Origin of the sequence: Micromonospora sp. NPDC007220, assembly GCF_040634035.1 — a bacterium.
In the GTDB taxonomy this organism is placed as follows: domain Bacteria; phylum Actinomycetota; class Actinomycetes; order Mycobacteriales; family Micromonosporaceae; genus Micromonospora; species Micromonospora reichwaldensis.
This window is the reverse complement of sequence record NZ_JBEYEU010000003.1, coordinates 229,227-249,865: the sequence shown is the minus strand read 5'-3', so window position 1 is coordinate 249,865 and position 20,639 is coordinate 229,227. Positions and strand designations below refer to the sequence as shown.

17 protein-coding genes, 1 pseudogene and 1 riboswitch are annotated in these 20,639 nt (G+C 75.9%); of the genes and pseudogenes, 10 read left to right on the top strand and 8 right to left on the bottom strand.

Annotated features, from left to right (window positions below):
- Nucleotides 1-77: 77 nt before the first annotated feature.
- Together ABZ573_RS09490 and ABZ573_RS09485 are read right to left on the bottom strand one after the other, a co-directional pair.
- Nucleotides 78-1,724, bottom strand: coding sequence for a YbjN domain-containing protein (locus ABZ573_RS09490; protein WP_358117077.1), 1,647 nt, complete (start codon nucleotides 1,722-1,724; stop codon nucleotides 78-80).
- Nucleotides 1,721-2,200, bottom strand: coding sequence for a YbjN domain-containing protein (locus ABZ573_RS09485; protein ID WP_151457194.1), 480 nt, complete (start codon nucleotides 2,198-2,200; stop codon nucleotides 1,721-1,723). The genes ABZ573_RS09490 and ABZ573_RS09485 overlap by 4 nt, the downstream gene beginning before the upstream one ends.
- Before the next feature lie 114 nt (nucleotides 2,201-2,314).
- On the opposite strand from ABZ573_RS09485, the gene ABZ573_RS09480 reads away from it, so the two are divergent.
- The gene (locus ABZ573_RS09480) at nucleotides 2,315-4,765 is read left to right on the top strand and encodes a DNA translocase FtsK (protein WP_151457195.1); all 2,451 of its coding nucleotides are present in this window, start codon (nucleotides 2,315-2,317) and stop codon (nucleotides 4,763-4,765) included.
- Between the two features lie 95 nt (nucleotides 4,766-4,860).
- Here ABZ573_RS09480 and ABZ573_RS09475 read toward each other — a convergent pair whose 3' ends face one another.
- Both ABZ573_RS09475 and ABZ573_RS09470 read right to left on the bottom strand, forming a co-directional pair.
- Nucleotides 4,861-5,106 (bottom strand): hypothetical protein, encoded by a 246-nt coding sequence (locus ABZ573_RS09475; RefSeq protein ID WP_151457196.1) that lies wholly within the window; start codon nucleotides 5,104-5,106, stop codon nucleotides 4,861-4,863.
- Nucleotides 5,107-5,196: 90 nt separating this feature from the next.
- Complete coding sequence (locus ABZ573_RS09470; RefSeq protein ID WP_132232868.1) at nucleotides 5,197-5,511, bottom strand: SMR family transporter; 315 nt, start codon at nucleotides 5,509-5,511, stop codon at nucleotides 5,197-5,199.
- A 64-nt stretch (nucleotides 5,512-5,575) separates the two neighbouring features.
- A riboswitch (guanidine-III (ykkC-III) riboswitch) is annotated at nucleotides 5,576-5,641 on the bottom strand.
- 89 nt (nucleotides 5,642-5,730) lie between these two features.
- Between ABZ573_RS09470 and ABZ573_RS09465 the strand changes: the two genes are divergently transcribed.
- The 7 genes from ABZ573_RS09465 to ABZ573_RS09435 all read left to right on the top strand — a co-directional run bounded on the left by ABZ573_RS09465 (nucleotide 5,731) and on the right by ABZ573_RS09435 (nucleotide 12,062).
- Nucleotides 5,731-6,654 carry an ornithine cyclodeaminase family protein gene (locus ABZ573_RS09465; protein WP_327030828.1) on the top strand — a complete coding sequence of 308 codons (924 nt, stop codon included), beginning with the start codon at nucleotides 5,731-5,733 and terminating at the stop codon, nucleotides 6,652-6,654.
- A gap of 73 nt (nucleotides 6,655-6,727) precedes the next feature.
- Nucleotides 6,728-8,227 (top strand): 30S ribosomal protein S12 methylthiotransferase RimO, encoded by a 1,500-nt coding sequence (rimO, locus tag ABZ573_RS09460; RefSeq protein ID WP_327030829.1) that lies wholly within the window; start codon nucleotides 6,728-6,730, stop codon nucleotides 8,225-8,227.
- A gap of 77 nt (nucleotides 8,228-8,304) precedes the next feature.
- Nucleotides 8,305-8,898 (top strand): CDP-diacylglycerol--glycerol-3-phosphate 3-phosphatidyltransferase, encoded by a 594-nt coding sequence (pgsA, locus tag ABZ573_RS09455; RefSeq protein WP_192581643.1) that lies wholly within the window; start codon nucleotides 8,305-8,307, stop codon nucleotides 8,896-8,898.
- Between the two features lie 114 nt (nucleotides 8,899-9,012).
- Nucleotides 9,013-9,600, top strand: coding sequence for a CinA family protein (locus tag ABZ573_RS09450; RefSeq protein ID WP_151457871.1), 588 nt, complete (start codon nucleotides 9,013-9,015; stop codon nucleotides 9,598-9,600).
- Between the two features lie 145 nt (nucleotides 9,601-9,745).
- Nucleotides 9,746-10,180, top strand: coding sequence for a helix-turn-helix transcriptional regulator (locus ABZ573_RS09445; RefSeq protein ID WP_151457765.1), 435 nt, complete (start codon nucleotides 9,746-9,748; stop codon nucleotides 10,178-10,180).
- A 206-nt stretch (nucleotides 10,181-10,386) separates the two neighbouring features.
- Nucleotides 10,387-11,259, top strand: a complete 873-nt coding sequence (locus ABZ573_RS09440) for a PspA/IM30 family protein (protein ID WP_327030831.1) — start codon at nucleotides 10,387-10,389, stop codon at nucleotides 11,257-11,259.
- A gap of 23 nt (nucleotides 11,260-11,282) precedes the next feature.
- Nucleotides 11,283-12,062, top strand: a complete 780-nt coding sequence (locus ABZ573_RS09435) for a hypothetical protein (RefSeq protein WP_327030832.1) — start codon at nucleotides 11,283-11,285, stop codon at nucleotides 12,060-12,062.
- A gap of 171 nt (nucleotides 12,063-12,233) precedes the next feature.
- On the opposite strand, the gene ABZ573_RS09430 is transcribed toward ABZ573_RS09435, so the two are convergent.
- Nucleotides 12,234-15,878: a hypothetical protein gene (locus ABZ573_RS09430; protein ID WP_358117068.1), complete on the bottom strand. Its 3,645-nt coding sequence runs from the start codon at nucleotides 15,876-15,878 to the stop codon at nucleotides 12,234-12,236.
- A gap of 266 nt (nucleotides 15,879-16,144) precedes the next feature.
- Nucleotides 16,145-17,068 (bottom strand): zinc finger domain-containing protein, encoded by a 924-nt coding sequence (locus tag ABZ573_RS09425; RefSeq protein ID WP_358117065.1) that lies wholly within the window; start codon nucleotides 17,066-17,068, stop codon nucleotides 16,145-16,147.
- A gap of 110 nt (nucleotides 17,069-17,178) precedes the next feature.
- Here ABZ573_RS09425 and ABZ573_RS09420 point away from each other — a divergent pair, with 110 nt between their 5' ends.
- Complete coding sequence (locus ABZ573_RS09420) at nucleotides 17,179-18,384, top strand: hypothetical protein (RefSeq protein WP_151456996.1); 1,206 nt, start codon at nucleotides 17,179-17,181, stop codon at nucleotides 18,382-18,384.
- Nucleotides 18,385-18,477: 93 nt separating this feature from the next.
- Here ABZ573_RS09420 and ABZ573_RS09415 read toward each other — a convergent pair whose 3' ends face one another.
- Nucleotides 18,478-19,266, bottom strand: coding sequence for an SAM-dependent chlorinase/fluorinase (locus ABZ573_RS09415; protein ID WP_358117331.1), 789 nt, complete (start codon nucleotides 19,264-19,266; stop codon nucleotides 18,478-18,480).
- A gap of 258 nt (nucleotides 19,267-19,524) precedes the next feature.
- A pseudogene (locus tag ABZ573_RS09410) lies at nucleotides 19,525-19,890 on the bottom strand (GNAT family N-acetyltransferase); the annotation flags it as partial.
- Nucleotides 19,891-20,036: 146 nt separating this feature from the next.
- On the opposite strand from ABZ573_RS09410, the gene ABZ573_RS09405 reads away from it, so the two are divergent.
- Nucleotides 20,037-20,633, top strand: a complete 597-nt coding sequence (locus ABZ573_RS09405; protein ID WP_358117063.1) for a hypothetical protein — start codon at nucleotides 20,037-20,039, stop codon at nucleotides 20,631-20,633.
- Nucleotides 20,634-20,639: the final 6 nt, after the last annotated feature.

Here is a 20,639-nt window from a genome sequence, read left to right as displayed (position 1 = left end):
TGCCAGTCCAGCAGGGCGGCAGGAGATCGTCCGGCGGGTTTCGGACCTCACCGGTGAGCCGCCGCCCGGCCCGGCAGTCAGGGCAGGGCGGCGACCGCCTCGGCGTACGCGACGGCGGTGTCCACGGCCGCGTCGAGCAGGACCGTGAGCTGGGCCGGGGCCACCCCGTGCGCCAGGTCGGTGGCGACGTGACCGGCCAGCAGCAGCTCGCCCTCCCGCTCGTGCACGTACGCCTTCGGCAACAGCCGGTCGTGGTTCCAGGCGTTGCAGAAGGCGTACGCCTCCGCGAGCCGGTCAGCCGGCAGCCGGCGGTTCGCCACGGACCGGGCCTGGAGGATCTCGCCCCGCTCGCCGGCGCGCCGGAACTGGATCAGCGCCTCGCCCCACCGGCCCGTGACGGCGCCACGGTCGTCCACCGCGTACCGGTCCCCGCGCCGGTCCAGCTCGGCGGTGATCATCGCCAGGCTCAGCGGGCGTGGCTCCCCGTCCGGCAGGACGTCGTCGGGCGGGTCGTCGGCGTCGTCGGCGTCGTCGTCGGGCGGCAGGGGCACCGGTGCGGCGGCCGGCCGTTCGGCCAGCCAGGACGCGATCCGGCCGGACTGGTGGCCGGTGCCGTTGCGGGCGTCGAAGCTGCCGGCCAGCGCGGTGGCCACCCCGAGCAGGGTGGCGCCCAGCGTGGCCACGTCGAGCTCGGCGGCCGGCCGCACCCCGTACGCCGGGCGGTGCACCGTCCGCCCGCCGAGCCCCGCCTCCACGGCGAGGGCGCAGACCAGCGCACCGGCGGCGGCGAACTCCATCGCGGACAGGTCGTCGTGCGGCCGGTCCAGCCGGGGCAGCTGCTCGGCGAGGACGTCGACGCCCCGGGCGGGGTGCCCGGCCAGCGCGCACCACCGCAGGTGCGTCGCGAGCAGCGGGAAGGCGGCCCGCTCCCGCCGGTGCCGCCGGTACGCCCGCACGTGCGCCTCGGCCGCCCGCTCCGGCTGGCCGGTCCGCAGCCAGGACAGCAGCCCGGCGACCAGCGTCCGCTCCGGCTGCTCGGTGCAGTCGACGTCGCCGTGTGGGGAGTCGGGCAGGGCGGTCAGCGCGGCCCGGTGGTCGCCCCAGCCGGCGAGCAGTTCCGCCCGTCGGGCCGCCGCGCAGTCCGGGCAGCCGCCGACCGGCCCCGGATCGGCCGTCGACCAGCGGTCGTACCACCGCCGGGCGGTGGGCTCGTCGCCGAGGTGGTCGGCGATGCGGCAGCGCAGCTCGGCGACCACCGCCGGGTCGTCGGCGGCGCGCGCGGCGAGGTCGTCCAGCATGGACCGGGCCTGGTCCAGCCCGACCCGGGGCGAGCCGAGCAGGGCCTCGACCGCGTAGCGCCGGTAGCGTCGCAGCGGCTCGGCCTGGTCTTCGGCCAGCAGGTCGGGGCGGCGCTCCACCGTGGCGAGGCAGCGGCGCACCGGCTCGACCAGCCGCCACCGCTGCCCGTGCAGGAGGTACGCCTCGATGAGCGCGAACCTGGCCGCCAGCGCCGTCCGGTCGTCACCCGTGGCGTCGGCGTGCGCGGCGATCCGTTCCAGCTCGGTGCTGCGGGCCTCGCCGTCGGGGGTGTCGCGGGCGTCGGCGAGCGCTTCGGCCAGCGCGGGGTCGGACCCCCGGCCCCCGCGCCGCAGCCCGCTCCACCAGCCGGGCAGCCCGAACGGGTCGAGGCCGCGACCGGCCAGGTCACCGCCGCGGCCCGTCACGCCACCACCCCGCCGGGCAGCCGGGCCACCTCGGTGGCGAGCTGGCAGCCGGTGGCGATGCCGCAGTCGAGCAGCTGGTCGAGCTGGTGCGCGGTGACGCCGCGTTCCAGGTCGGTGATGACCTCGCCGCAGATCCGGGCCCGCCCGTCGTCCTCGACGTGCACGAAGGCCTTCGGCCAGAGCCGGTCGTGGTTCCACGCGTTGCAGAAGGCGTGCAGCGCCGGCACGTACTCGATGGGGAACGCCGGCGCGGTCAGGGTGCGGACCTGGAGCAGTTCCCCGTTGGCGCCGGGGCGCAGGAACCAGATCAGGCTGTCGTCCCAGCGGCCGACCAGGTCGCCGTCGGCGTCGGCCTGGACCCGGTATCCCCGGCTGTGCAGCACGGCGGCGATCAGCTCGCCGGTCAGCGGTTCCAGCGTCCCCGGGTGCCCGGCCAGGTGACCGTCCCGACCGTCCTCGGTTCCCGGCGATGCCATGGGGGCAACCCTTCTGAGGCAGATATCACGTGACGCGGCGGGGCCCGCGCTGCGACACGCGGACACGACCCGGAAAGGCGGCGATCTGCCGGGTCACGCCATTAGGTTGATGCTATGGCGGGCCGTACCTCTCAGGCGAGCCGGCGGCGCGGCGCGTCGCCGCGTGGCACCACGAACAGTCGTGCCCGTCAGCCGGCGAAGAAGGCCGGCCGGGCGGCACCCCGGCGGCGGCCGGCGGCCCGGTCCGGCCCGGGCCCGATGGTCGGGCAGGCGGTCCGCGCACTGTGGATGGGGATGGCGCACGGTCTCGGCTGGGCGTTCCGGCAGGCCGGCTCCGCCCGGGGGCTCGACCCGGAGCAGCGCCGCGACGGCGCGGGCCTGCTGGTCTTCGGAATCGCCCTGCTCAGCGCGGTGGCCCTCTGGTTCTCCGGCGCCGGCCCGGTGGGCGCGCGGCTGGCCGACACCTTCCGCCTCTTCCTCGGGGCGATCTCGGTCGTGGTGCCGGTACTGCTGATGATCGGCGCCTGGCGGCTGATGCGCGAGCCCGTCGATCCCGAGCACCGCGGCCGGGGCCTGGTCGGCTGGACCTCGATGCTGGTCGCCACCGCCGCGATGCTGCACATCGGACAGGACCCGGCCGACGCGGGCCAGCGCGACTTCGCCGGCGGCCTGGTCGGCGCCGGCGTCGGCAGCCTGATGGAGCGGGCGGTCACCGCCTGGGTGGCCGTGCCGCTGCTGATCCTGCTGCTGGTCTTCGGCCTGCTGGTGGTCACCGCGACCCCGATCAACAAGGTCCCGGAGCGGCTCGGCCTGCTGTTCGGCACCCGGATCGCCCCGCCGGTGGTGGAGGAGGAGACGGCCGAGGAGCCCGCCCGGCCGGCGCCCCGTAAGCGCCCGGCGAAGCGGGCGGCCCCGCCGCCGCCCGACCCGGCGGAGTTCGACGACGACCTCGACGGGGTGGACCTCCAGGAGACCCTGGTGCTGCCCCGCAAGCCCCCGGGCCGGGTTCCGGCCACCCGCAAGCCGGCGGAGCCGCCGGAGCACTCGCCCGCCCCGACGCGGGCCGAGCAGCTCGCGCTGACCGGGCTGGCGGGCGACTACACGCTGCCGCCGGCGAACATCCTCGGCAGTGGCGCGGCCCCGAAGTCCCGGAGCAAGGCCAACGACGAGGTGATCGTCGCGCTCACCGGCGTCTTCGAGCAGTTCGGTGTGGACGCGGCCGTCACCGGGTTCACCCGCGGGCCGACCGTCACCCGCTACGAGGTGGAGCTGGGCCCGGGCGTCAAGGTCGAGCGGATCACCCAGCTCTCCCGCAACATCGCGTACGCGGTGAAGTCGCCGGACGTGCGGATCCTCAGCCCGATCCCGGGCAAGAGCGCGGTCGGGGTGGAGATCCCGAACACCGACCCGGAGAACGTGGCGCTCGGCGACGTGCTGCGGTCGCGGGCCGCCACCAGCGACCACCATCCGATGGTGGTGGCGCTCGGCAAGGACATCGAGGGCGGCTACGTGGTGGCCAACCTCGCCAAGATGCCGCACATCCTGATCGCCGGCGCGACGGGCGCGGGCAAGTCGTCCTGCCTGAACTCGCTGCTGGTGTCCATCCTCACCCGGGCCACGCCGGACGAGGTGCGGCTGCTGCTGATCGACCCGAAGCGGGTCGAGATGACGGGCTACGAGGGCATCCCGCACCTGGTCACCCCGATCGTGACCAACGCGAAGAAGGCGGCCGACTCGCTGGAGTGGGTCGTCCGCGAGATGGACATGCGCTACGACGACCTCGCCGCCAACGGGGTCCGGCACATCGACGACTTCAACCGCAAGGTGCGCAACGGCGAGATCAAGGCGCCGCCGGGCAGCGAGCGGGAGATGCGCCCGTACCCGTACCTGCTGGTGATCGTGGACGAGCTGGCCGACCTGATGATGGTCGCCCCGCGCGACGTGGAGGACTCGGTCGTCCGGATCACCCAGCTCGCCCGCGCGGCCGGCATCCACCTGGTGCTGGCCACCCAACGCCCGTCGGTCGACGTGGTCACCGGCCTGATCAAGGCCAACGTGCCGTCCCGCCTGGCGTTCGCCACCTCCTCGCTGGCCGACTCGCGGGTCATTCTCGACCAGCCGGGCGCGGAGAAGCTGCTGGGCCGCGGCGACGGCCTGTTCCTGCCGATGGGCGCCTCGAAGCCGATCCGGATCCAGGGCGCCTGGGTGACCGAGCGCGAGATCGCCGACGTGGTGAAGTTCTGCAAGGACCAGCGCGAGCCGGAGTTCCGCCCGGACGTGCTCGTCGCGCCGGACGCCGGCAAGAAGAAGATCGACGAGGAGATCGGCGACGACCTCGACCTGCTGGTGCAGGCGGTCGAGCTGGTGGTCACCTCGCAGTTCGGCTCGACCTCGATGCTCCAGCGCAAGCTGCGAGTCGGCTTCGCCAAGGCGGGGCGGCTGATGGACCTGATGGAGACCCGGGGCGTGGTCGGCCCGTCGGAGGGGTCCAAGGCCCGCGACGTGCTGGTCAAGCCGGACGAGCTGGAGGAGGTCCTGGTCGGCCTGCGCGGCGGCGAGGACTAGGACTCCGGCCAGACACGCGACGGGCCGCCGGCCGGACATGCGACGGGCCCGCCGGCACGCCGGCGGGCCCGGTCTCCGCTGGGGGAGCGGCGGGGTCAGTTGTTGACGAGGGCGTTGATGATCAGCATGCTGACCACGATGGCGGCCACGTTGGCGGCGGCGGCGTACCAGCCGAGCGGCTTGTCGCCGAGCACGGCGCCGACGATGCCCAGGACCAGCCCGATCACGCCGAAGATGAGCGGGTTGAGCAGGAGCGCGAGGACCGCGAACACGAAGCCCACGATGGTGCAGATGCGGGCGGCGTTGGTGCGCGGGCGGGCGGTCGAGTGCATGTTGGCCATGTCTGCCTCCGTGGGTGAGAGCCTTTCCGGTGCCAGGCACAGCTCTACCCACTGTGGTCGTCCGTCACGCCTCGCCCCTGTGGACGCCGGTCAGTGGAAGACCTTCAGGCCGACGACGCCGGCGACCACCAGCAGCAGGCAGGCTATCCGGGGCAGGCTGGCCGGCTCGTTCAGCGCGAGCATCCCGACCAGGGCGGTGCCGACCGCCCCGATGCCGACCCAGACGACGTAGCCGGTGCCGACCGGGATCTCGCGCAGCGCGTACGCCAGACCGGCCATGCTGAGCACCAGGGTCACCACGAAGACCAGCGACGGGACGAGCCGGGTGAAGCCAGCGCTGCGGTCGAGGGCGATCGCCCACGCGGTCTCGAGAAGTCCGGAGACCACCAGCACGATCCAGGCCATGGAAGATCACCTCTGCGTAGGCGCCCGGACCAGCGGGCCGGGAGGAGTGGGTTCGGTACACACACGCGGGGCGTCTTGGCCTGACCGGGTACGCCCACCACTCGTCCGGGGCGACCTCGGGCCGCCACGACCGACGGTAGCACCGGCCGGGCGGCTTCCGGGGTGAGCCGGGCCACCACGGGTTGACGTGAACCTCGCTTCAACTTGCAGTATCGGGGTATGCCGCTGCTCTTCTCCGATCCCGAGGTCGCCGCCGCGCTGGACGCCCCCACCACGGTCGCCGCGATGCGGGACGCCCTGCTCGCCGCGTACGCCGGCCGCCTGGTGTCCCCGCCCCGGGCCGCCGCGCCGCTGGGCGGGGGACGGATGGTGCTCACCGCCGGCCACCTCACCGGCGAGTGGTACGGCTACCGCTCGTACGACACGTTCGGGCACCCGGAGAGCGAGCAGGTGGTCGTGCTGCACGACGGGCGCACCGGGGCGGTCCGGGCGGTGGCGGTCGGCGAGGAGCTGGGCTCCCGGCGTACCGGCGGGCTCGGCGGGGTCGCCGTGGACGCCCTGGCCCGGCCGGACGCCGCCACCCTGGGCGTGATCGGCTCCGGCGGGCAGGCGTGGACCCAGGTCTGGGCCGCCGCCGCCGTCCGCCCGCTGCGCGAGGTCACCGTGCACAGCCGCTCCGTCGCCCGGCGGGAGTCGTTCGCCGCCCGGGTCCGCGCCGAGCTGGGCGTGCCGGCGCGGGCGGTGGACTCGGCGCGGGCCGCCGTCCGGGACCGCGACGTCGTGGTGCTCGCCACCACCGCCGTCGGCCCCGTGCTCGACGCCGCCGACCTGGCCCCCGGCACCCACGTGAACACGGTCGGCTTCAAGCAGGTCGACCGGCACGAGTTCGGCACCGACCTGCTGGACGCCGCCGACCTGCTGGTCACCGACTCGCCGGCGCAGGCGGCCGCGTACGACCCGCCGATGCTGGCGACGCTGCCCGCGTACGCCGGGCGGTTGCGCGACCTGGGCGCGGTGCTGGCCGGCGCCGTCCCCGGCCGGACCGGCGCGGACCAGGTGTCGGTCTTCTGCTCGACCGGCCTGGCTGGCACGGAGGTCTTCCTGCTCGACCGGCTGGTCGGGGTGGGCGCGGCGGCGGTCTGAGCCGGTCGTGGCCACCGGGAGCGCGCGGCGACCCGCCGTTGGCGGCGGCCGGCCGCCCGCCCGGTACCCTCGGATGGTGTCTGCCACCTCCCCTTCCCCCGCCGACGGCCGCCGTGTCGCCCTGCTGACCCTGGGCTGTGCCCGCAACGAGGTCGACTCGGAGGAGCTGGCCGCCCGGCTGCACGCCGACGGCTGGCAGGTCACCACCGACGGCGAGGGCGCCGACGTGGTGGTCGTGAACACGTGCGGCTTCGTGGAGAAGGCGAAGCAGGACTCCATCCAGACCCTGCTTGCCGCCGCCGACACCGGCGCCAAGGTGGTCGCCGCCGGCTGCATGGCCGAGCGGTACGGCCGCGAGCTGGCCGACAGCCTCCCCGAGGCGCAGGCGGTGCTGAGCTTCGACGACTACCCGGACATCGCCGCCCGGCTGGACGCGGTGGTGGCCGGCGAGCGGATCGGCGCGCACACCCCGCGCGACCGGCGCGAGCTGCTGCCCCTCACCCCTGTCTCCCGGCGGGACAGCGGGGTGTCGCTGCCCGGCCACGGCACCCCGGTCCGGGGCGTCACCGAGACCGACGAGCACACCCCGGCCCACCTGCGCCAGGTGCTGCGCCACCGGCTCGACACCGGCCCGGTCGCCTCGCTCAAGCTGGCCAGCGGCTGCGACCGGCGCTGCGCGTTCTGCGCCATCCCCGCCTTCCGCGGCGCCTTCGTCTCCCGTACGCCGGACGAGCTGCTCGCCGAGGCGGAGTGGCTGGCCAAGACCGGCGTCCGCGAGCTGGTGCTGGTCAGCGAGAACTCGACCTCCTACGGCAAGGACCTGGGCGACCCCCGGGCGCTGGAGAAGCTGCTGCCCCAGCTCGCCGCGATCGACGGCATCGTCCGGGTACGGGCGAGCTACCTCCAGCCGGCCGAGACCCGGCCCGGCCTGGTCGAGGCGATCGCCACCACGCCCGGCGTGGCGCCCTACTTCGACCTGTCGTTCCAGCACTCCAGCGAGCCGGTGCTGCGCCGGATGCGCCGTTTCGGCTCCACCGAGCGGTTCCTGGAGCTGCTGGCGAGCGCCCGCGCGCTGGCCCCGGCTGCGGGCGCACGGAGCAACTTCATCGTCGGCTTCCCGGGCGAGACGCGCGGCGACTACCAGGAGCTGGTCCGGTTCCTGACCGAGGCGCGGCTCGACGCGATCGGCGTGTTCGACTACAGCGACGAGGACGGCACCGAGGCCGCCGGGCTGCCCGGCAAGGTCTCCGCCGCCACCGTCAAGCGTCGCTACGACAAGCTCAGCGCGCTCGCCGACGAGCTCTGCTCGCAGCGCGCCGAGGAACGCCTGGGCTCCACGGTCGAGGTGCTGGTCGACTCGGTCGACGACGGCGTGGTCGAGGGGCGGGCGGCCCACCAGGCCCCCGAGGTCGACGGCTCGACCACCCTCGTCGCCCCGGCCGACGGCGGGGTGGACCTGGCCGCGTTGCGCCCCGGCGACCTGGTGCGGGCGACGGTGACCAGCACCGAGGGAGTGGACCTGGTGGCGGTCCCGGATGAGATGATCTCGGCGGCGCCCGGCGCAACACGGTGACGGCGGGCCCGGACGGAGCGGGGGAGCCACGTGGTGGGGTGCCAGGTACGCCACGGCCGCCGGAGCGGGGCGCGGCGGTGACCGGGGCGACGGAATCGACGCCCGCGCCGGTGGTGGCCGGCGTACCGGTGATGAACGCGGCCAACGCGCTCACCGCGCTGCGGCTGGTCCTGGTGCCGGTCTTCGCGGCGTCCGTGGTCGCCTCCGCCATGGACCACGCCGGCTGGCGGATGGTCGCCTGCCTGATCTTCGCCGTCGCCTCGGCGACCGACCTGGTCGACGGCTGGATCGCCCGCCGGTTCGCCCTGGTCACCTCGGTGGGCAAGGTCGCCGACCCGATCGCGGACAAGGCCCTCACCGGTGCGGCGCTGCTGCTGCTCTCCTGGTACGACCAGCTGCCCTGGTGGGTGACCGCCGTGATCCTCGTCCGCGAGCTGGGCATCACCGCGCTGCGCTTCTGGGTGATCCGCCACGGCGTGATCGCGGCCAGCCGGGGCGGCAAGATCAAGACTGCGCTCCAGATCCTGGCCATCACGTGGTACCTGTGGCCCATGCCGGCCGTGCTCGCCGCCGTCGGCCCGTGGATCATGGCCGCCGCGGTCGGCGTCACGCTGGTCACCGGCTTCGACTACGTCGCGCAGGCCCTCCGGCTGCGCCGCCCCGCCGCCTGACCCGGCGCCCGTACCGCCCGTCCTCTCCCGCCCCGGCCCCGCCCTCTCCCGCCCGGAGCCGCGCCCGTCGGGAAGGATGAGTAGGGCCGGCGGGGCGGGGAAAGGATCCGGGACATGGACAGTGACGCTGACGGAACGCGGCCGGCCGGCAGCCCGGCGGCCGGCGTGGTGCACAGCCTCTCGGAACGGCACGAGACCCTGGCCACCGTCGAGTCGCTCACGGGCGGCCTGCTGGCCGCCTCGATCGTGGAGATCGCCGGGGTGAGCGGCATCTACCGGGGCGGCCTGGTGGTCTACGCCACCGAGCTCAAGTCGCTGCTCGCCGACGTACCCGAGGATCTGCTGGCCGACCGGGGGCCGGTCGACCCGGACGTGGCGGTGGCCCTCGCCGAGGGCGGACGGCGCCGCTGCGGAGCCGACTGGGGCCTGGCCACCACCGGGGTGGCCGGTCCCGAACCGCAGGACGGCAAGCCGGTCGGGCTGGTCTACGTCGCCGTGGCAGGGCCGTCCGGCACCGAGGTCCGGCAGCTCGACCTGGACGGCGGTCGCGACCACGTCCGCTCGGCCGCGGTCGTCGAGGCGTTGCGGCTGCTCGCCGCGCGGATCCACCAGACCGACGCCGCCGGGGCGGCGGGGTCCGACAGCCGGGCAACCGGGGCCGACGGCGGGCGGACCGACGCGGCCGGCGCGGGCCGCCGCTGACCCCCTTCCCAGGATCCGAGGGGCGGGGTGGGATGTCGTGGGGGCCCGCAACGGGTACGGTTGCGGGAAGGCTCCGACGACCGGTCCGGCTCGACGTGCCGGACGGGCCGCCTGGAAGAGTGGTGTCCCTCAGGGGGAGGTGCGAATGGTCCTGCTACGCCGCGTGATCGGTGACGCACTGCGGGCGCGCCGGCAGGGGCAGCACCGCACCCTGCGCGAGGTCTCCTCCGCCGCCAACGTCAGCCTCGGCTACCTCTCCGAGATCGAACGCGGCCAGAAGGAGCCCTCCAGCGAGCTGCTGGCCGCGATCTGCGACGCCCTCGGTGCGCGCCTGTCCGAGCTGCTGCGCGAGGTCAGCGACACCGTCGCCCTCGCCGAGCAGATGCCCGGCGTGCTGGTGCCGGTGCAGGACGAGCCGGCCGCGCCCGTCACCGTCCGCAGGAGCACGGGTCGGGGCGTCCACCAGGTCAGCTCGGACGGCACTGTCGCCGTCCAGGTCCGCCAGGACTCCCCGCTCAAGGCCACCCTGCGCAGCTCCCGGGTCAGGGGCAGCGAGCGCGACGTGGTCTGCGCCGCCTGATCCACTCCCTCTTCCTCACCACGTGGTCGCCCTCGACGCCGCCGCGTACCCTTGATCGCGGACGGCGTCGGCGCTCGCTTCGCTCGCCGGTACGGATGCCCCGGTGGCGTCCGGCTGGGACGATGGAGCCACTGCCGCGCCGGAGCCGGCCGGGAGTACCCGGCGCGGTCCAGGCGGAGCGACGCTACTGAGGGGACAACGCAAAGATGGCGAACCCGTTCGTCAAGGGGTGGAAGTACCTGATGGCGCTCTTCGGCGCCAGGATCGACGAGCACGCCGATCCGAAGGTGCAGATCCAGCAGGCCATCGAGGAGGCCCAGCGCCAGCACCAGGCGCTGGTCCAGCAGGCCGCCGCCGTGATCGGCAACCAGCGGCAGCTGGAGATGAAGCTGTCCCGTCAGATGACCGAGGTCGAGCGGTTGCAGGCCAACGCCCGCCAGGCCCTGGTCCTCGCCGACCAGGCCCGCGCCCGCGGCGACGAGGCCGAGGCCGGCCGCTACGAGCAGTCCGCACAGGTCCTGGCGACCCAGCTGGTCTCGGCCGAGCAGGCCACGGAGGACCTCAAGACCCTGCACGACCAGGCGCTCGCCGCCGCCGCCCAGGCCCGCCGGGCGGTCGAGAACAACTCGATGATCCTCCAGCAGAAGCTCGCCGAGCGCACCAAGCTGCTCAGCCAGCTGGAGCAGGCCAAGATGCAGGAGAGCGTGGCCCGCTCGCTGGAGTCGATGTCGTCGCTGACCGCCCCCGCCAACACGCCCTCGCTCGACGAAGTGCGCGACCGCATCGAGCAGCGGTACGCCACGGCGATGGGCCGCGCCGAGCTGGCCGGCAACTCCGTCGAGGGCCGCATGCTGGAGATCCAGAAGTCGACCCTGGACTCGGCCGGCTCGTCCCGCCTGGAGCAGATCCGGTCGAGCATGGCCGGCGAGCAGCTCGGCGGCAAGCAGGAACGACCGGCCGCGGAGCAGGCCCAGCCCGCCGCGCCGGCCGCCGACCCGGCGGCCGCCGCCCGGCTGAACGAGATCCGGGCCAGCATGGGCCGGGAACGTGGCACCGGAGACACCACCGCCGCCGGCTGAGCGGCCGGTTCGAGGAGGCAGAGGTGGCAGACGAGCGCACGCGGTACTTCCGGCGCCTGAGTCGGTTGCGGGGTTCCGCACGCCGGTGGAGCGTCACGGCCGGCGGCCTGGGCGGCGCCGCCGCCGTGCTGACCCCGTACGCCGGGCTCGGGCTGCCCGACGCGGCCTGGGCGGCCGGGGCGGGCGGCGCGCTGGTGCTCGCCGCCTGGCGCTGGATCGACCTGCGGGCGCTGGCGGCCCAGCCGGCGCCGCCGCCGCTCGACCCGGCCGAGGCCGCCGCCCGGTCGCGCGCCAAGCTGGTGGCCGCCGTGGAGCGGCTCCCCGTCGGCCCCGGCGTGCTGGCCGAGGTCCGCCGGGTGCGCTCCCGGGTGGCGCTGCGCGGCACCAGCGCCGCCGAGCCGTGGGCCCGGCTGGACCGGGCCGCCCTGACCCTCGCCGGGATGACCGGCCGGCTCACGGGGCTCGCCTCGCCGGCCGTGCTGGAGGCCGCCGAGGCAGACCGGTCGCTGCGGGACCTGGCCGACCGGGTGGCCAGCGTCGAGCGCACCCTGCGGCTCGCCCCGGCCGAGTCCCGGCCGCCGCTGGCCGAGGCGCACCGGGCCCTGACCGCGCAGCTGGAGCAGGGCGTCACCGCGTACGAGCGGCTCGTCGTGGCCGCTGCCGGCTACGTCGCCGGGGAAGCCCACCCCGACGCCGCGCACCCGGCCGCCTCCCGGCTCACCGAGGCGACCGACCTGCTGCACGGCGTCGCCACGGCCCTGACCGAGCTCCGCGGCGTCGGCGCCCCCCTCCGCACCCCCTGACCCCGCCCCGCCCCTCCGAGTGCCTCGCCCCTCCGAGTGCCCCGTCCCTCCTGCACGGTCGATCATGCAGTTGTGGTGCCGGCTCGGTACCTGTTCGGGCGTTTTGCACCCCACCACAACTGCATGATCGACGCGGCGCGGCGCGGGGACACGGCCGCGGGGGAGCGGGGGTCAGGGGGGTGTGGTCACCGGGACAGGGCCGGTGAACGGGGAGCTGCCGACGACGTTGAACGACCGGATCCGGTAGTGGTAGGTGACGCCGCGCGCCAGCCCGGTGTTGGTGAAGCCCCGGCCGGTGACGGTGAAGGTCGCCACCTCCAGGCCGAACGCCGGGTCCAGCGCCCGCTGCACGATGAACCCCGCGCCCGGTGCGGCCGGCGTGCTCGCCGCCCAGGCGAGGATCACCGTCGCCGTGTCCGGCCCGGGTGCCGTCGCGGTGGCGGTCACCCCCGTGGGCGGGCCCGGCGCCGGCGGGGTGGTCGCCCGGGCAACCGTCGACCAGGCCGACGAGGCGCCGAGATAGGTGGTCCGCACCCGGTAGTAGTACGTGGTGTCGGGGGCGACGGCGATGTCGAGATGGTTGTCGCCGACGCCGATCGCGGTGGTGCCCGGCCCGCTGCTGAACGTCGGGTTGGTGGCCCGCTGCACGTCGATCCCGGTCGCGAAGGAGCGGTTGGCCCAGCGCAGCGCGATCCGCAGCGGCGCGGCCGGCGGGATCGCCGCGGTCAGCCCGGCCGGCGCGGCGAGATGCACCGAGGCCGGCACGCTGTTGGACCACGTGGAGCAGCTCACCGCGTTCTCCGCCCGGATCCGGTAGTGGTAGGTCACCCCGGGGATGACGCTGGCGTCGGTGTAGCGGGTCGCCGTGGCCGCCACCGTGATCGCCGTGAGGCCCGCCGTGAAGGCGGCGTCGGTGGCCCGCTGGAGCTGGTGGCTGGTGGCCGGTGGTCGGCTCCCGTTGCCCGTCCAGGTCAGCGCGATCGCGGGCAGCGCGGTGGCCGAGCCGGGGGCGGGGGTCGCGGTCAGCCCGGTCGGTGCCCGGGGCGACACCCGCAGCACCAGCGGCCGGATCATGCCCTGGTCCCGGTGGCCACCGAGCTGGCTGTGCCAGTGGTACTCCCAACCGAGGTTGACGAGCTGGTTCACCACGACCGCGGGTCGGCCGTCGACCGGGCTGACCGGGGTCGAGCCGGTCCGGGCGCCCGCCGGCCGTAGCGGGTCGAGCAGCCGTACGCTGTCGCCGATCTTGAACGGCAGAGGCGGCGCGACCGGCCGGAGCGCGACGATCACGTCCTCGCGCGGGTCGACCCGGACGACCTGCTTCCAGCCCCGCTCCGCCGGGTGCGGCGGCCGGGTTGCGCCGTCCCAGCCGACCCGGCCGACCAGCTGCACGTCGCAGCCGGTGAACCGCACGGGCTGGGTCTGCCGGCTGTTGCCGCGGATCCGCCAGAGCTGGGTGCCGTCGCCGGGCCCGCCCACCGCGACGGCCGGATCGCTGACGTGCAGCACCTCCGTGGCCGGGTCGGTCGGCCCGAGCGGCAGGACGGTGGGGGAGAGCGGCCCGGCGTGCGGGTGCCCGACGCCGAGCCGGCCGACGAGCCGGCCGTGGTCCGGTTCGAAGACCTGCTGCACCGCCTTGACCTCCAGCGGCAGGAGCACCGGGGCGGCGGAGCCGGCCGGGACGAAGCTGACCGTCGCGGCGTGCACCGGGACCACCGTGTCGCGCGCGGTCCGGGTGCCGAACGCCACGTCGTACGCCGGCTGCGGCACGATCGGCGGGCGCTGGCTGGCCGCGTACGCCTCGGGCAGGCGCTCGCGCAGCCGCGCCAGGTCGTACGGCGGCGCCGGGGTGCCGGCGACCCGGAACTGGAGCAGGGTGCGGGTGTTCGGACCGTACCCGGGGCGGGTCGGCGGCGCCCCGCCCTCGGCGCTGCGGTCCGGGGCGCCGGTGTGGTGGTCGGCGCGTGGGTCGAAGCCGGGCAGCGGGGCCGGGCAGTCGTTGTAGAGGATCAGCGTGCCGCCGGGCGCGACGGTGGAGAAGTCGACAAGCACGTCGGCCGCCTCCCCCGGGGCGAGCAGCAGCGCGTGCGCGTCGACGTTGAGCACGGTCGGGTCGCGCCGGTCGTACCGGTAGCTGACCGGCCGGTTCGGCACCACCACCGGCGCGGGCAGCAGGCCGCACTCGTTGCCGATCTGGACGAGCTCCGGGCCGGCGGCGCGCGGGTCCGGGACCCCGCCGTCGCGCCCGTCCGTCGGCCAGCCGGCGGGCCGCTCCGGCGCGCGTACCGCCTCCACCGTCGGCACCTCGCCGGCGTCGGCGTCGGCCAGCCCGCCGTCCGGGTCCCACATCGGCCCGTTGGAGCGAGCCCGGTAGAGCTGGAGGTTCAGGCCGCGGTCCAGGCAGGCGTTGAGGATCCGGAACCGGTACGTCCTCGGCTCGACCTCCAGGTACGGGTACGCGATCCCGTTGACCAGCACGGTGTCGCCGAACGCGTCCGGCACCGCCGAGGGGTGCGGGACGCCGGGCGCGAGCGGCGGCTCGTCGGGGTCGGCGACGGGGTCGTGGTGCGGGTTCGGCACGGGGTCCGCCCGGTGCCGCGTACCGCCGTGCTCCCGCTGCCCGGCGTCGTCGCCCGTACGCGACCACGGACCGTAGTCCCACCGGCCGGTCGGGTTCGTCCCGTCGGCCCGGTGCGGGTTCTGCCGGGGCTGGTAGACGTGCGGGTGCCAGAGGCTGCCCCGGGAGCCCCAGCGGTCCCGGTCCCACGTCGGGTCCTCCCCGGCGAGCTGGGCGTCCTCCGGCACGAACGTCTTGTCCTCGATCACCAGGGGCAGCTGGTCGGCGGGGAGCACCTCGTCGGCGACGAGCCGCTCCTCGGCGGGGTCGGTGAGCAGGTAGAGGGCGACCTGGCCGGAGTAGACGGTGAGCCGGGCCAGGCCGACGGTGTTGTCGTGGAACCAGCACAGCCGCCCGCTCTGCTCGTTCGGGTAGTAGAGCGTGGTGGCGCCCGCGCCGGGCGGCGGCATGTCGGGCACGTGGGTCAGGCCGGGCCCCGTCGGGTAGGGGGTGATCTCCCCGGCCGGCGTCACCCACTGCCAGGGGTTGCCGGCGCTGGTCCAGCCGGTGTGCGCGCCCGCCAGCCGCAGCACCGCCCGGTTCTGCGGGTAGGGCGCCGGGCCGTCGAGCGGGCCGGCCCCGGCGCCGTCGACGGTCGGGTCGACCGGCAGGAAGAGTTCGCCGGAGCGGCCGGTGGGGAGCTGGTTGATGAACTTGACCCGGACCGGCCGGCCGCGCCGGGCCAGGATGAGCGGGCCGAGGTGCCAGGGGCGCCCCGCCGGCGCGACCGTGTTGTGCCCGTGGGCGTCCGTGCCGAGGTTGAGCTGCCGGTAGCCGCGCAGCCGGGTCGCCGGCAGGTCCCGGTGCAGCCGCTGCGCGTACTGCTCCAGGCCGATCTCGTAGTAGTCGCAGCCCGGATAGCTGACGGTGTCCGGTACCGCCACCGGCAGGTGGGCGCCCAGCTCGGTGCGGCCGAGCGCGCCGGGGCGGGGCAGCGCGTCGACGAACTTGCGGATGCCGGTGCCGGGCAGCACGCAGCCGTCGGCGTCGACCACCGGCAGCGGGCTGCGGGCCTGGTTCGGCAGCGGCCCGAAGTAGCGCGGGACGGCGGCCGGGTCGAGGCTGGCCGGCGCGGCGACCGGCTCGGCCGCGCGCCGGGCCGCCGGCACGGGACCCGCCCCGGTCCCGTCGGCGTCGTGCTCGGCGCGGGCGCTCGCCCGCTCCGCCCACGGGATCCGGAGTCTGCGGAACAGCTCCATGGCTCTCCCCGGTGTCCGGGCGCGGCGGCCGCCACGTCGGCGTGGCGGACCGGTCGCGCGTCGCTGACGATGCGTGAGGAGTCAACCGCAGCATGCGACCTCGACGGCGATGTTAGGAAGTACCCAATCGTCCGAATCCGTGGCAAGGACGCGACTCGCCGCCCTGCCGGCGGAGTGTCCCGCCCGACACGCCGGCCGGGTGGCTGCGGGTGGCTACCCGCCATGCGCGACGCAGGACACGCGCGTGTCGCACCGGCCCGGCCGGGTCAGTCGGCGGGACGCTCCGGCTGGCAGACCGGGCACCAGTAGGTGACCCGCTCGCCCAGTTCCTCCTTGCGGATCGCGGTGCCGCACCGCCGGCAGGGCTGGGCGCGCCGGCCGTAGACGTAGCTGGTCTGCCCCCGGCGCAGCGATCCGGTGGTGCTCTGCGTCCAGCGGCCCCGGTTCGCCGCGAGCAGCTTCTGCGCGAGGGCGACGGTGCCGGCGAGGTCCGGCACCGCGCGCACCGGGGTCCACGGCGAGACGCCGCGCAGGAAGAGCACCTCGCACTTGTAGAGGTTGCCGACGCCGGCCAGGTTGCGCTGGTCCAGCAGCGCCTCGGAGATGGTGACGTCCGGGTCGGCGGCCAACCGGCGCACCGCCTCCGCCGGGTCCCAGTCCGTGCCGAGCAGGTCGGGGCCGAGGTGCCCGACGAGCGACTCCTCCTCGGCGGTCGGCACCAGCGCCAACTCGTGCAGGTGGTAGCCGACGGCGACCGCCCGCGCGCTGCGCAGCACGACCCGGATCAGGTGCGCCGGCCGGGCCGCCCAGCGTTCCCCGGGCGCGTACGCCCGCCAGGCGCCGTCCATCCGCAGGTGCGAGTGCAGCGTCCAGCGCGCCCCGTCGTCGTCTCCCGGGGCCGCGTTCCCGGCCGCACCGCCGCCCTGCGCCGGGGCCGTGCCGCCCTGCGCCGGGGCCGTGCCGCCTCCTTGCGGTGCGATCGGGGCGTCGGGCGGTGGCGTGGCGTGCGGTGGGGCGGTGAGCCGCAGCAGCAGGTGCTTGCCCCGGCTGGCCGACTCCCGCACCGTCCAGCCGGCGAGGTCGGTCGCGGCGAGCTGCGGCACCCGGAAGTCGCTTCCGGCCAGGCGGGCGCCGGCCAGGGCACGGTGCAGTACGCGGGCGGTGTTCCAGACGGTGTCGCCTTCGGGCACCCGTCCATCCTTCCTCGTCCGAGCCGAATTCGCATGTGTCGCTATTTGTATGGTGGTTCCTGTCGATCTACCGACAAGGGCACGATCAGGGAGTTCTGAGGAGAATGCCCATGATTCTGCCCCAACGTCGTGCCCGTACCGCCGCCCTGACCGTCATCCTCGCCCTCGCCCTCGTACCCGCCCCGAGCCCCGCGCTCGCCGCCGCCGGCGGCGAACGGTGGAGCACCGACCTCTCCCGCGTCGACGCCGACGACGTCAACGTCCGGCACACCCGCGCCGGGCTCCGCCTGGCCGACCCCCGCCCCGCGCGGTCCCGCGCGCCCCGCAGCGCGGTCGCCGAGGGGATCTTCCTCGCGTCGCCGCGCACCCTGGCCCGGCCGGCCACCCGGATCCGCGCGGCCGTCGACGCCCGCACCGCAGCCGGCGGCACCGCCGAGGCCCAGGTGCGGGGCTGGCGGGCGGCGGGCTGGACCGAGTGGCGCGAGGCCACCGGCGGGGCGGTCTTCGACCGGCCGGTCACCCGCGTGCAGACCCGGGTGGTGCTCACCGCGAGCCGGCCGGGCGCGACCGCGGAGGTGCGCGCCGTGCGACTCACCGCCGACACCGCCGCCGCCGTCGCCGCCTCGCCCGGCCTCACCTACCGGGTGTACGCGACGCGGATCGGGCTGGTCGGCGAGGTGACCGCCAACGGGCACACGATCGTGACCGGGGACCACTTCGTCGCGCTGCCGTCCCGGCGCGCCCTGGCCCCGGCGAACACCGGCGACTACACCGTGCGGGTCTGCACCACCACGGGCAGCCGCTGCGAGTACGCCCCGGTCTGGGACGTCGGCCCGTGGAACACCCGGGACGACTACTGGAACCTCAGCGCCGTCCGGGAGAACTGGAAGGACCTTCCGCAGGGCCGGCCGCAGGCACAGGCGGCCTACCAGGACGGCTACAACGGCGGGCGGGACCAGTTCGGGCGGGTGGTGTTGAACCCGGCCGGCGTCGACCTCGCCGACGGCACCTTCTGGGACGGGTTGCAGCTCACCACCAACGCCTGGGTGGACGTGGCGTACCTGTGGACCGGCGGCGGCCCGCGTGGCGTGGTCGGCGACGGTCCGCTCAACATCCGCGCAGGCGCCGGCACGGGGTACGCGGTGCGCGGCCTGGCCGCCCGGTACGCCAACGTGCCGATCGAGTGCTACGTGACCGGGCAGACCGTCGCCGGCCCGTACCGGACCACCAACCGGTGGAACCGCCTCACCGGCGGCCAGTACGTCAGCCACGCGTACGTCTCGGCGGTCTACGGCGGCACCGTGCCGCTCTGCTGACCACCACCCGCGTACGCCCGCCGGGCCGGCCGGCTCCGGTCCGGCCCGGCGCCCGGGTCGCCCGCCCGACACCTCGTCCGGCCGGCCCGCTGCTCAGCCGGCCGTGATGTGCAGCAGGTCGCCTGGCGCCACCGCCAGCAGGTCGACCGCCCGGCCGCCGTTGACCGCCACGGCGACCCGGCCGGCGGAGTCGACGTGCACCAGCAGCCCGCCCGGTCGGGCGTCGCCGAAGGTACGTCCGTGCACGGCCTTCCGGCCGGGCCCGGCACCCGCGCCCGGTCGCACCCGGACCCGGACCGGCAGCGGCGCCAGCAGGTCGGCCGGCGCCGCCAGTTGGACGTTGCCGAAGTGGTCGACGGTCAGCACCTCGGCCGTGAACCCGTCCGCCTCGCGCCGGAGCACCGGCGCCGGCAGCCGGACCAGGGACTCCGGGTCGACCGCCGGGCCGACCCCGGACAGCGGTGCGCCGAGCGCCAGCCGCGCGGCGACCGGCGCGAAGACGTCCCGGCCGTGGAACGTGCGGGACACCTCGGGCGCGAGCCACTCCGGATCGGTCAGCTCGACGGCCGCGGTCACCCCGCCCAGCGCCTCGGCGGCCTCCACCAGCAGGCCGTTGTCCGGCCCCACCAGCAGCCCGCGGGGCGTGGCCAGCGCGACGCCCCGCCGGGTGGTGCCCACGCCCGGGTCGACGACGGCCACGTGCACCCCCTGCGGCAGGTGCGGCACGGCCTGCGCGAGCACCGCCGCGCCCCGGCGTACGTCGGCCGGCGGGACGAGGTGGGTCACGTCGACGACCCGGGCCTCCGGCGCCAGCCGCGCGATCACCCCGTGGCAGGCGGCGACGAATCCGTCGGCGAGGCCGTAGTCGGTGGTCAGCGAGATCCACGGGGCGCGGGCGGTGCCGGCGGGCGGGCCGGCGACGACCTGCCGACCGTGGACCGGGCGGCCGGCGGGGACCCGTCCGTCGGCGGTGAGGGGCAGGTCCGGGACCGGCCCGTCGGCGGTGAGGGGCAGTTCCAGGACCAACTCGTCGTGCAGCGGGATGCCGTCCTCGCCGACGACCGGGATGCTCGGCTTGAGCCGGCGGGCCCGGTCCACCGCGCCCCGGTCCACGCACACCAGCCGCAGCCCGCGCCGCTGGTAGAAGCGCAGCGCCCGCAGGTTGTCGTTCGTGGTGACGAGCCAGAGCCGGGCCCGGCCGCCGGCCCGGGCCACCTCGCCGGCCGCCGCCAGCAGCGCCGTGCCGACGCCGCCGCCGGGCGTCGCGGCCACCACGCTGACCACCTCCAGCCCGTCGGCGTCGTCGTGGTGGGCGAGCACCCCGACGACCGCCCCGGCCCCGTCGGTCGCCACCAGCGCGGGCAGCGTACGCAGGTCGTACCGGGTGTCGTGGGCGACGACGTACGGCCCGCCCCACTCGCGTTCGTGCAGCGCGTCCACGGCCGCCCGGTCCCCGGCCCGCGCCGGCCGGACGGTCACCCCGTCCGCCCCGTCCACCACGGTCATCGTCGGCTCCCCTCGTCGCCCGGTCGGGATCGTACCGACGCCGGCAGACCGCCCCGGTCGACCGGGGCGGTCTGGCAGAAATGGGACAGCCGCACTGACCGACCGGCCACTGCCGGGACGGGATCCGGTTGGGCAGACTGCCAGGGGTGACCAACCGGAGCCTGCCCGCCGTCGCGGTGCTCGTGATCGCCGCCGCCCTCACCGCCGCCTGCGGCGACGACGCGGAGGACCGGCGCGCCGCGCCGCCGGCCGCCACGGCGTCGACCCCGGCCGACGTGCCGACCCCGGGCCCGACCGGCGCGGCGGAAGCCACGGCGACGCCCGCCGCCCCGCCGAGCGCCCGGCCGACGGGGGCGGGTCCGGCGGGTCCGAGTGCCGGCGGGCCCACCCAGCGCCGCCCCGCCAGCCCGCCGCCGGTCCAGCTGCCGGTCCGCCCGACCGGGACGCCCGGCGCGCGGCAGGTCGTCGACGCGTTCAAGGCCGCCGGGCTGAAGGTGCCGAACCCCCGGGACCGGTCGGTCGAGTGCGGCCCGGACGGGCTCGGCCTGGGCTGCTCCGAACTGGTCGCGACCGACGCCGTCACCGTGTACGTCTTCCCCGACGAGACCAGCGCCAGCGACATCGCCGAGACGTGGGGTGGCCAGTCGTTCCGGCGGGGCACGGTGGTGCTCAACTACCTGGAGGCGAAGACCCCCGCCGCCGATCGCGCCAGGTACGAGAAGGTCCTCACGGGCCTGCGCTGACGGCGC

What these genes read in the sequence shown, in the direction of transcription:
- ABZ573_RS09485 (WP_151457194.1), bottom strand. Translation starts at nt 2,200, where the DNA reads ATGGCATCGCCGGGAACCGAGGACGGTCGGGACGGTCACCTGGCCGGG.
- ABZ573_RS09480 (WP_151457195.1), top strand. Translation starts at nt 2,315, where the DNA reads ATGGCGGGCCGTACCTCTCAGGCGAGCCGGCGGCGCGGCGCGTCGCCG.
- ABZ573_RS09475 (WP_151457196.1), bottom strand. Translation starts at nt 5,106, where the DNA reads ATGGCCAACATGCACTCGACCGCCCGCCCGCGCACCAACGCCGCCCGC.
- ABZ573_RS09470 (WP_132232868.1), bottom strand. Translation starts at nt 5,511, where the DNA reads ATGGCCTGGATCGTGCTGGTGGTCTCCGGACTTCTCGAGACCGCGTGG.
- ABZ573_RS09465 (WP_327030828.1), top strand. Translation starts at nt 5,731, where the DNA reads ATGCCGCTGCTCTTCTCCGATCCCGAGGTCGCCGCCGCGCTGGACGCC.
- rimO (WP_327030829.1), top strand. Translation starts at nt 6,728, where the DNA reads ATGGTGTCTGCCACCTCCCCTTCCCCCGCCGACGGCCGCCGTGTCGCC.
- ABZ573_RS09450 (WP_151457871.1), top strand. Translation starts at nt 9,013, where the DNA reads ATGGACAGTGACGCTGACGGAACGCGGCCGGCCGGCAGCCCGGCGGCC.
- ABZ573_RS09445 (WP_151457765.1), top strand. Translation starts at nt 9,746, where the DNA reads ATGGTCCTGCTACGCCGCGTGATCGGTGACGCACTGCGGGCGCGCCGG.
- ABZ573_RS09440 (WP_327030831.1), top strand. Translation starts at nt 10,387, where the DNA reads ATGGCGAACCCGTTCGTCAAGGGGTGGAAGTACCTGATGGCGCTCTTC.
- ABZ573_RS09430 (WP_358117068.1), bottom strand. Translation starts at nt 15,878, where the DNA reads ATGGAGCTGTTCCGCAGACTCCGGATCCCGTGGGCGGAGCGGGCGAGC.
- ABZ573_RS09420 (WP_151456996.1), top strand. Translation starts at nt 17,179, where the DNA reads ATGATTCTGCCCCAACGTCGTGCCCGTACCGCCGCCCTGACCGTCATC.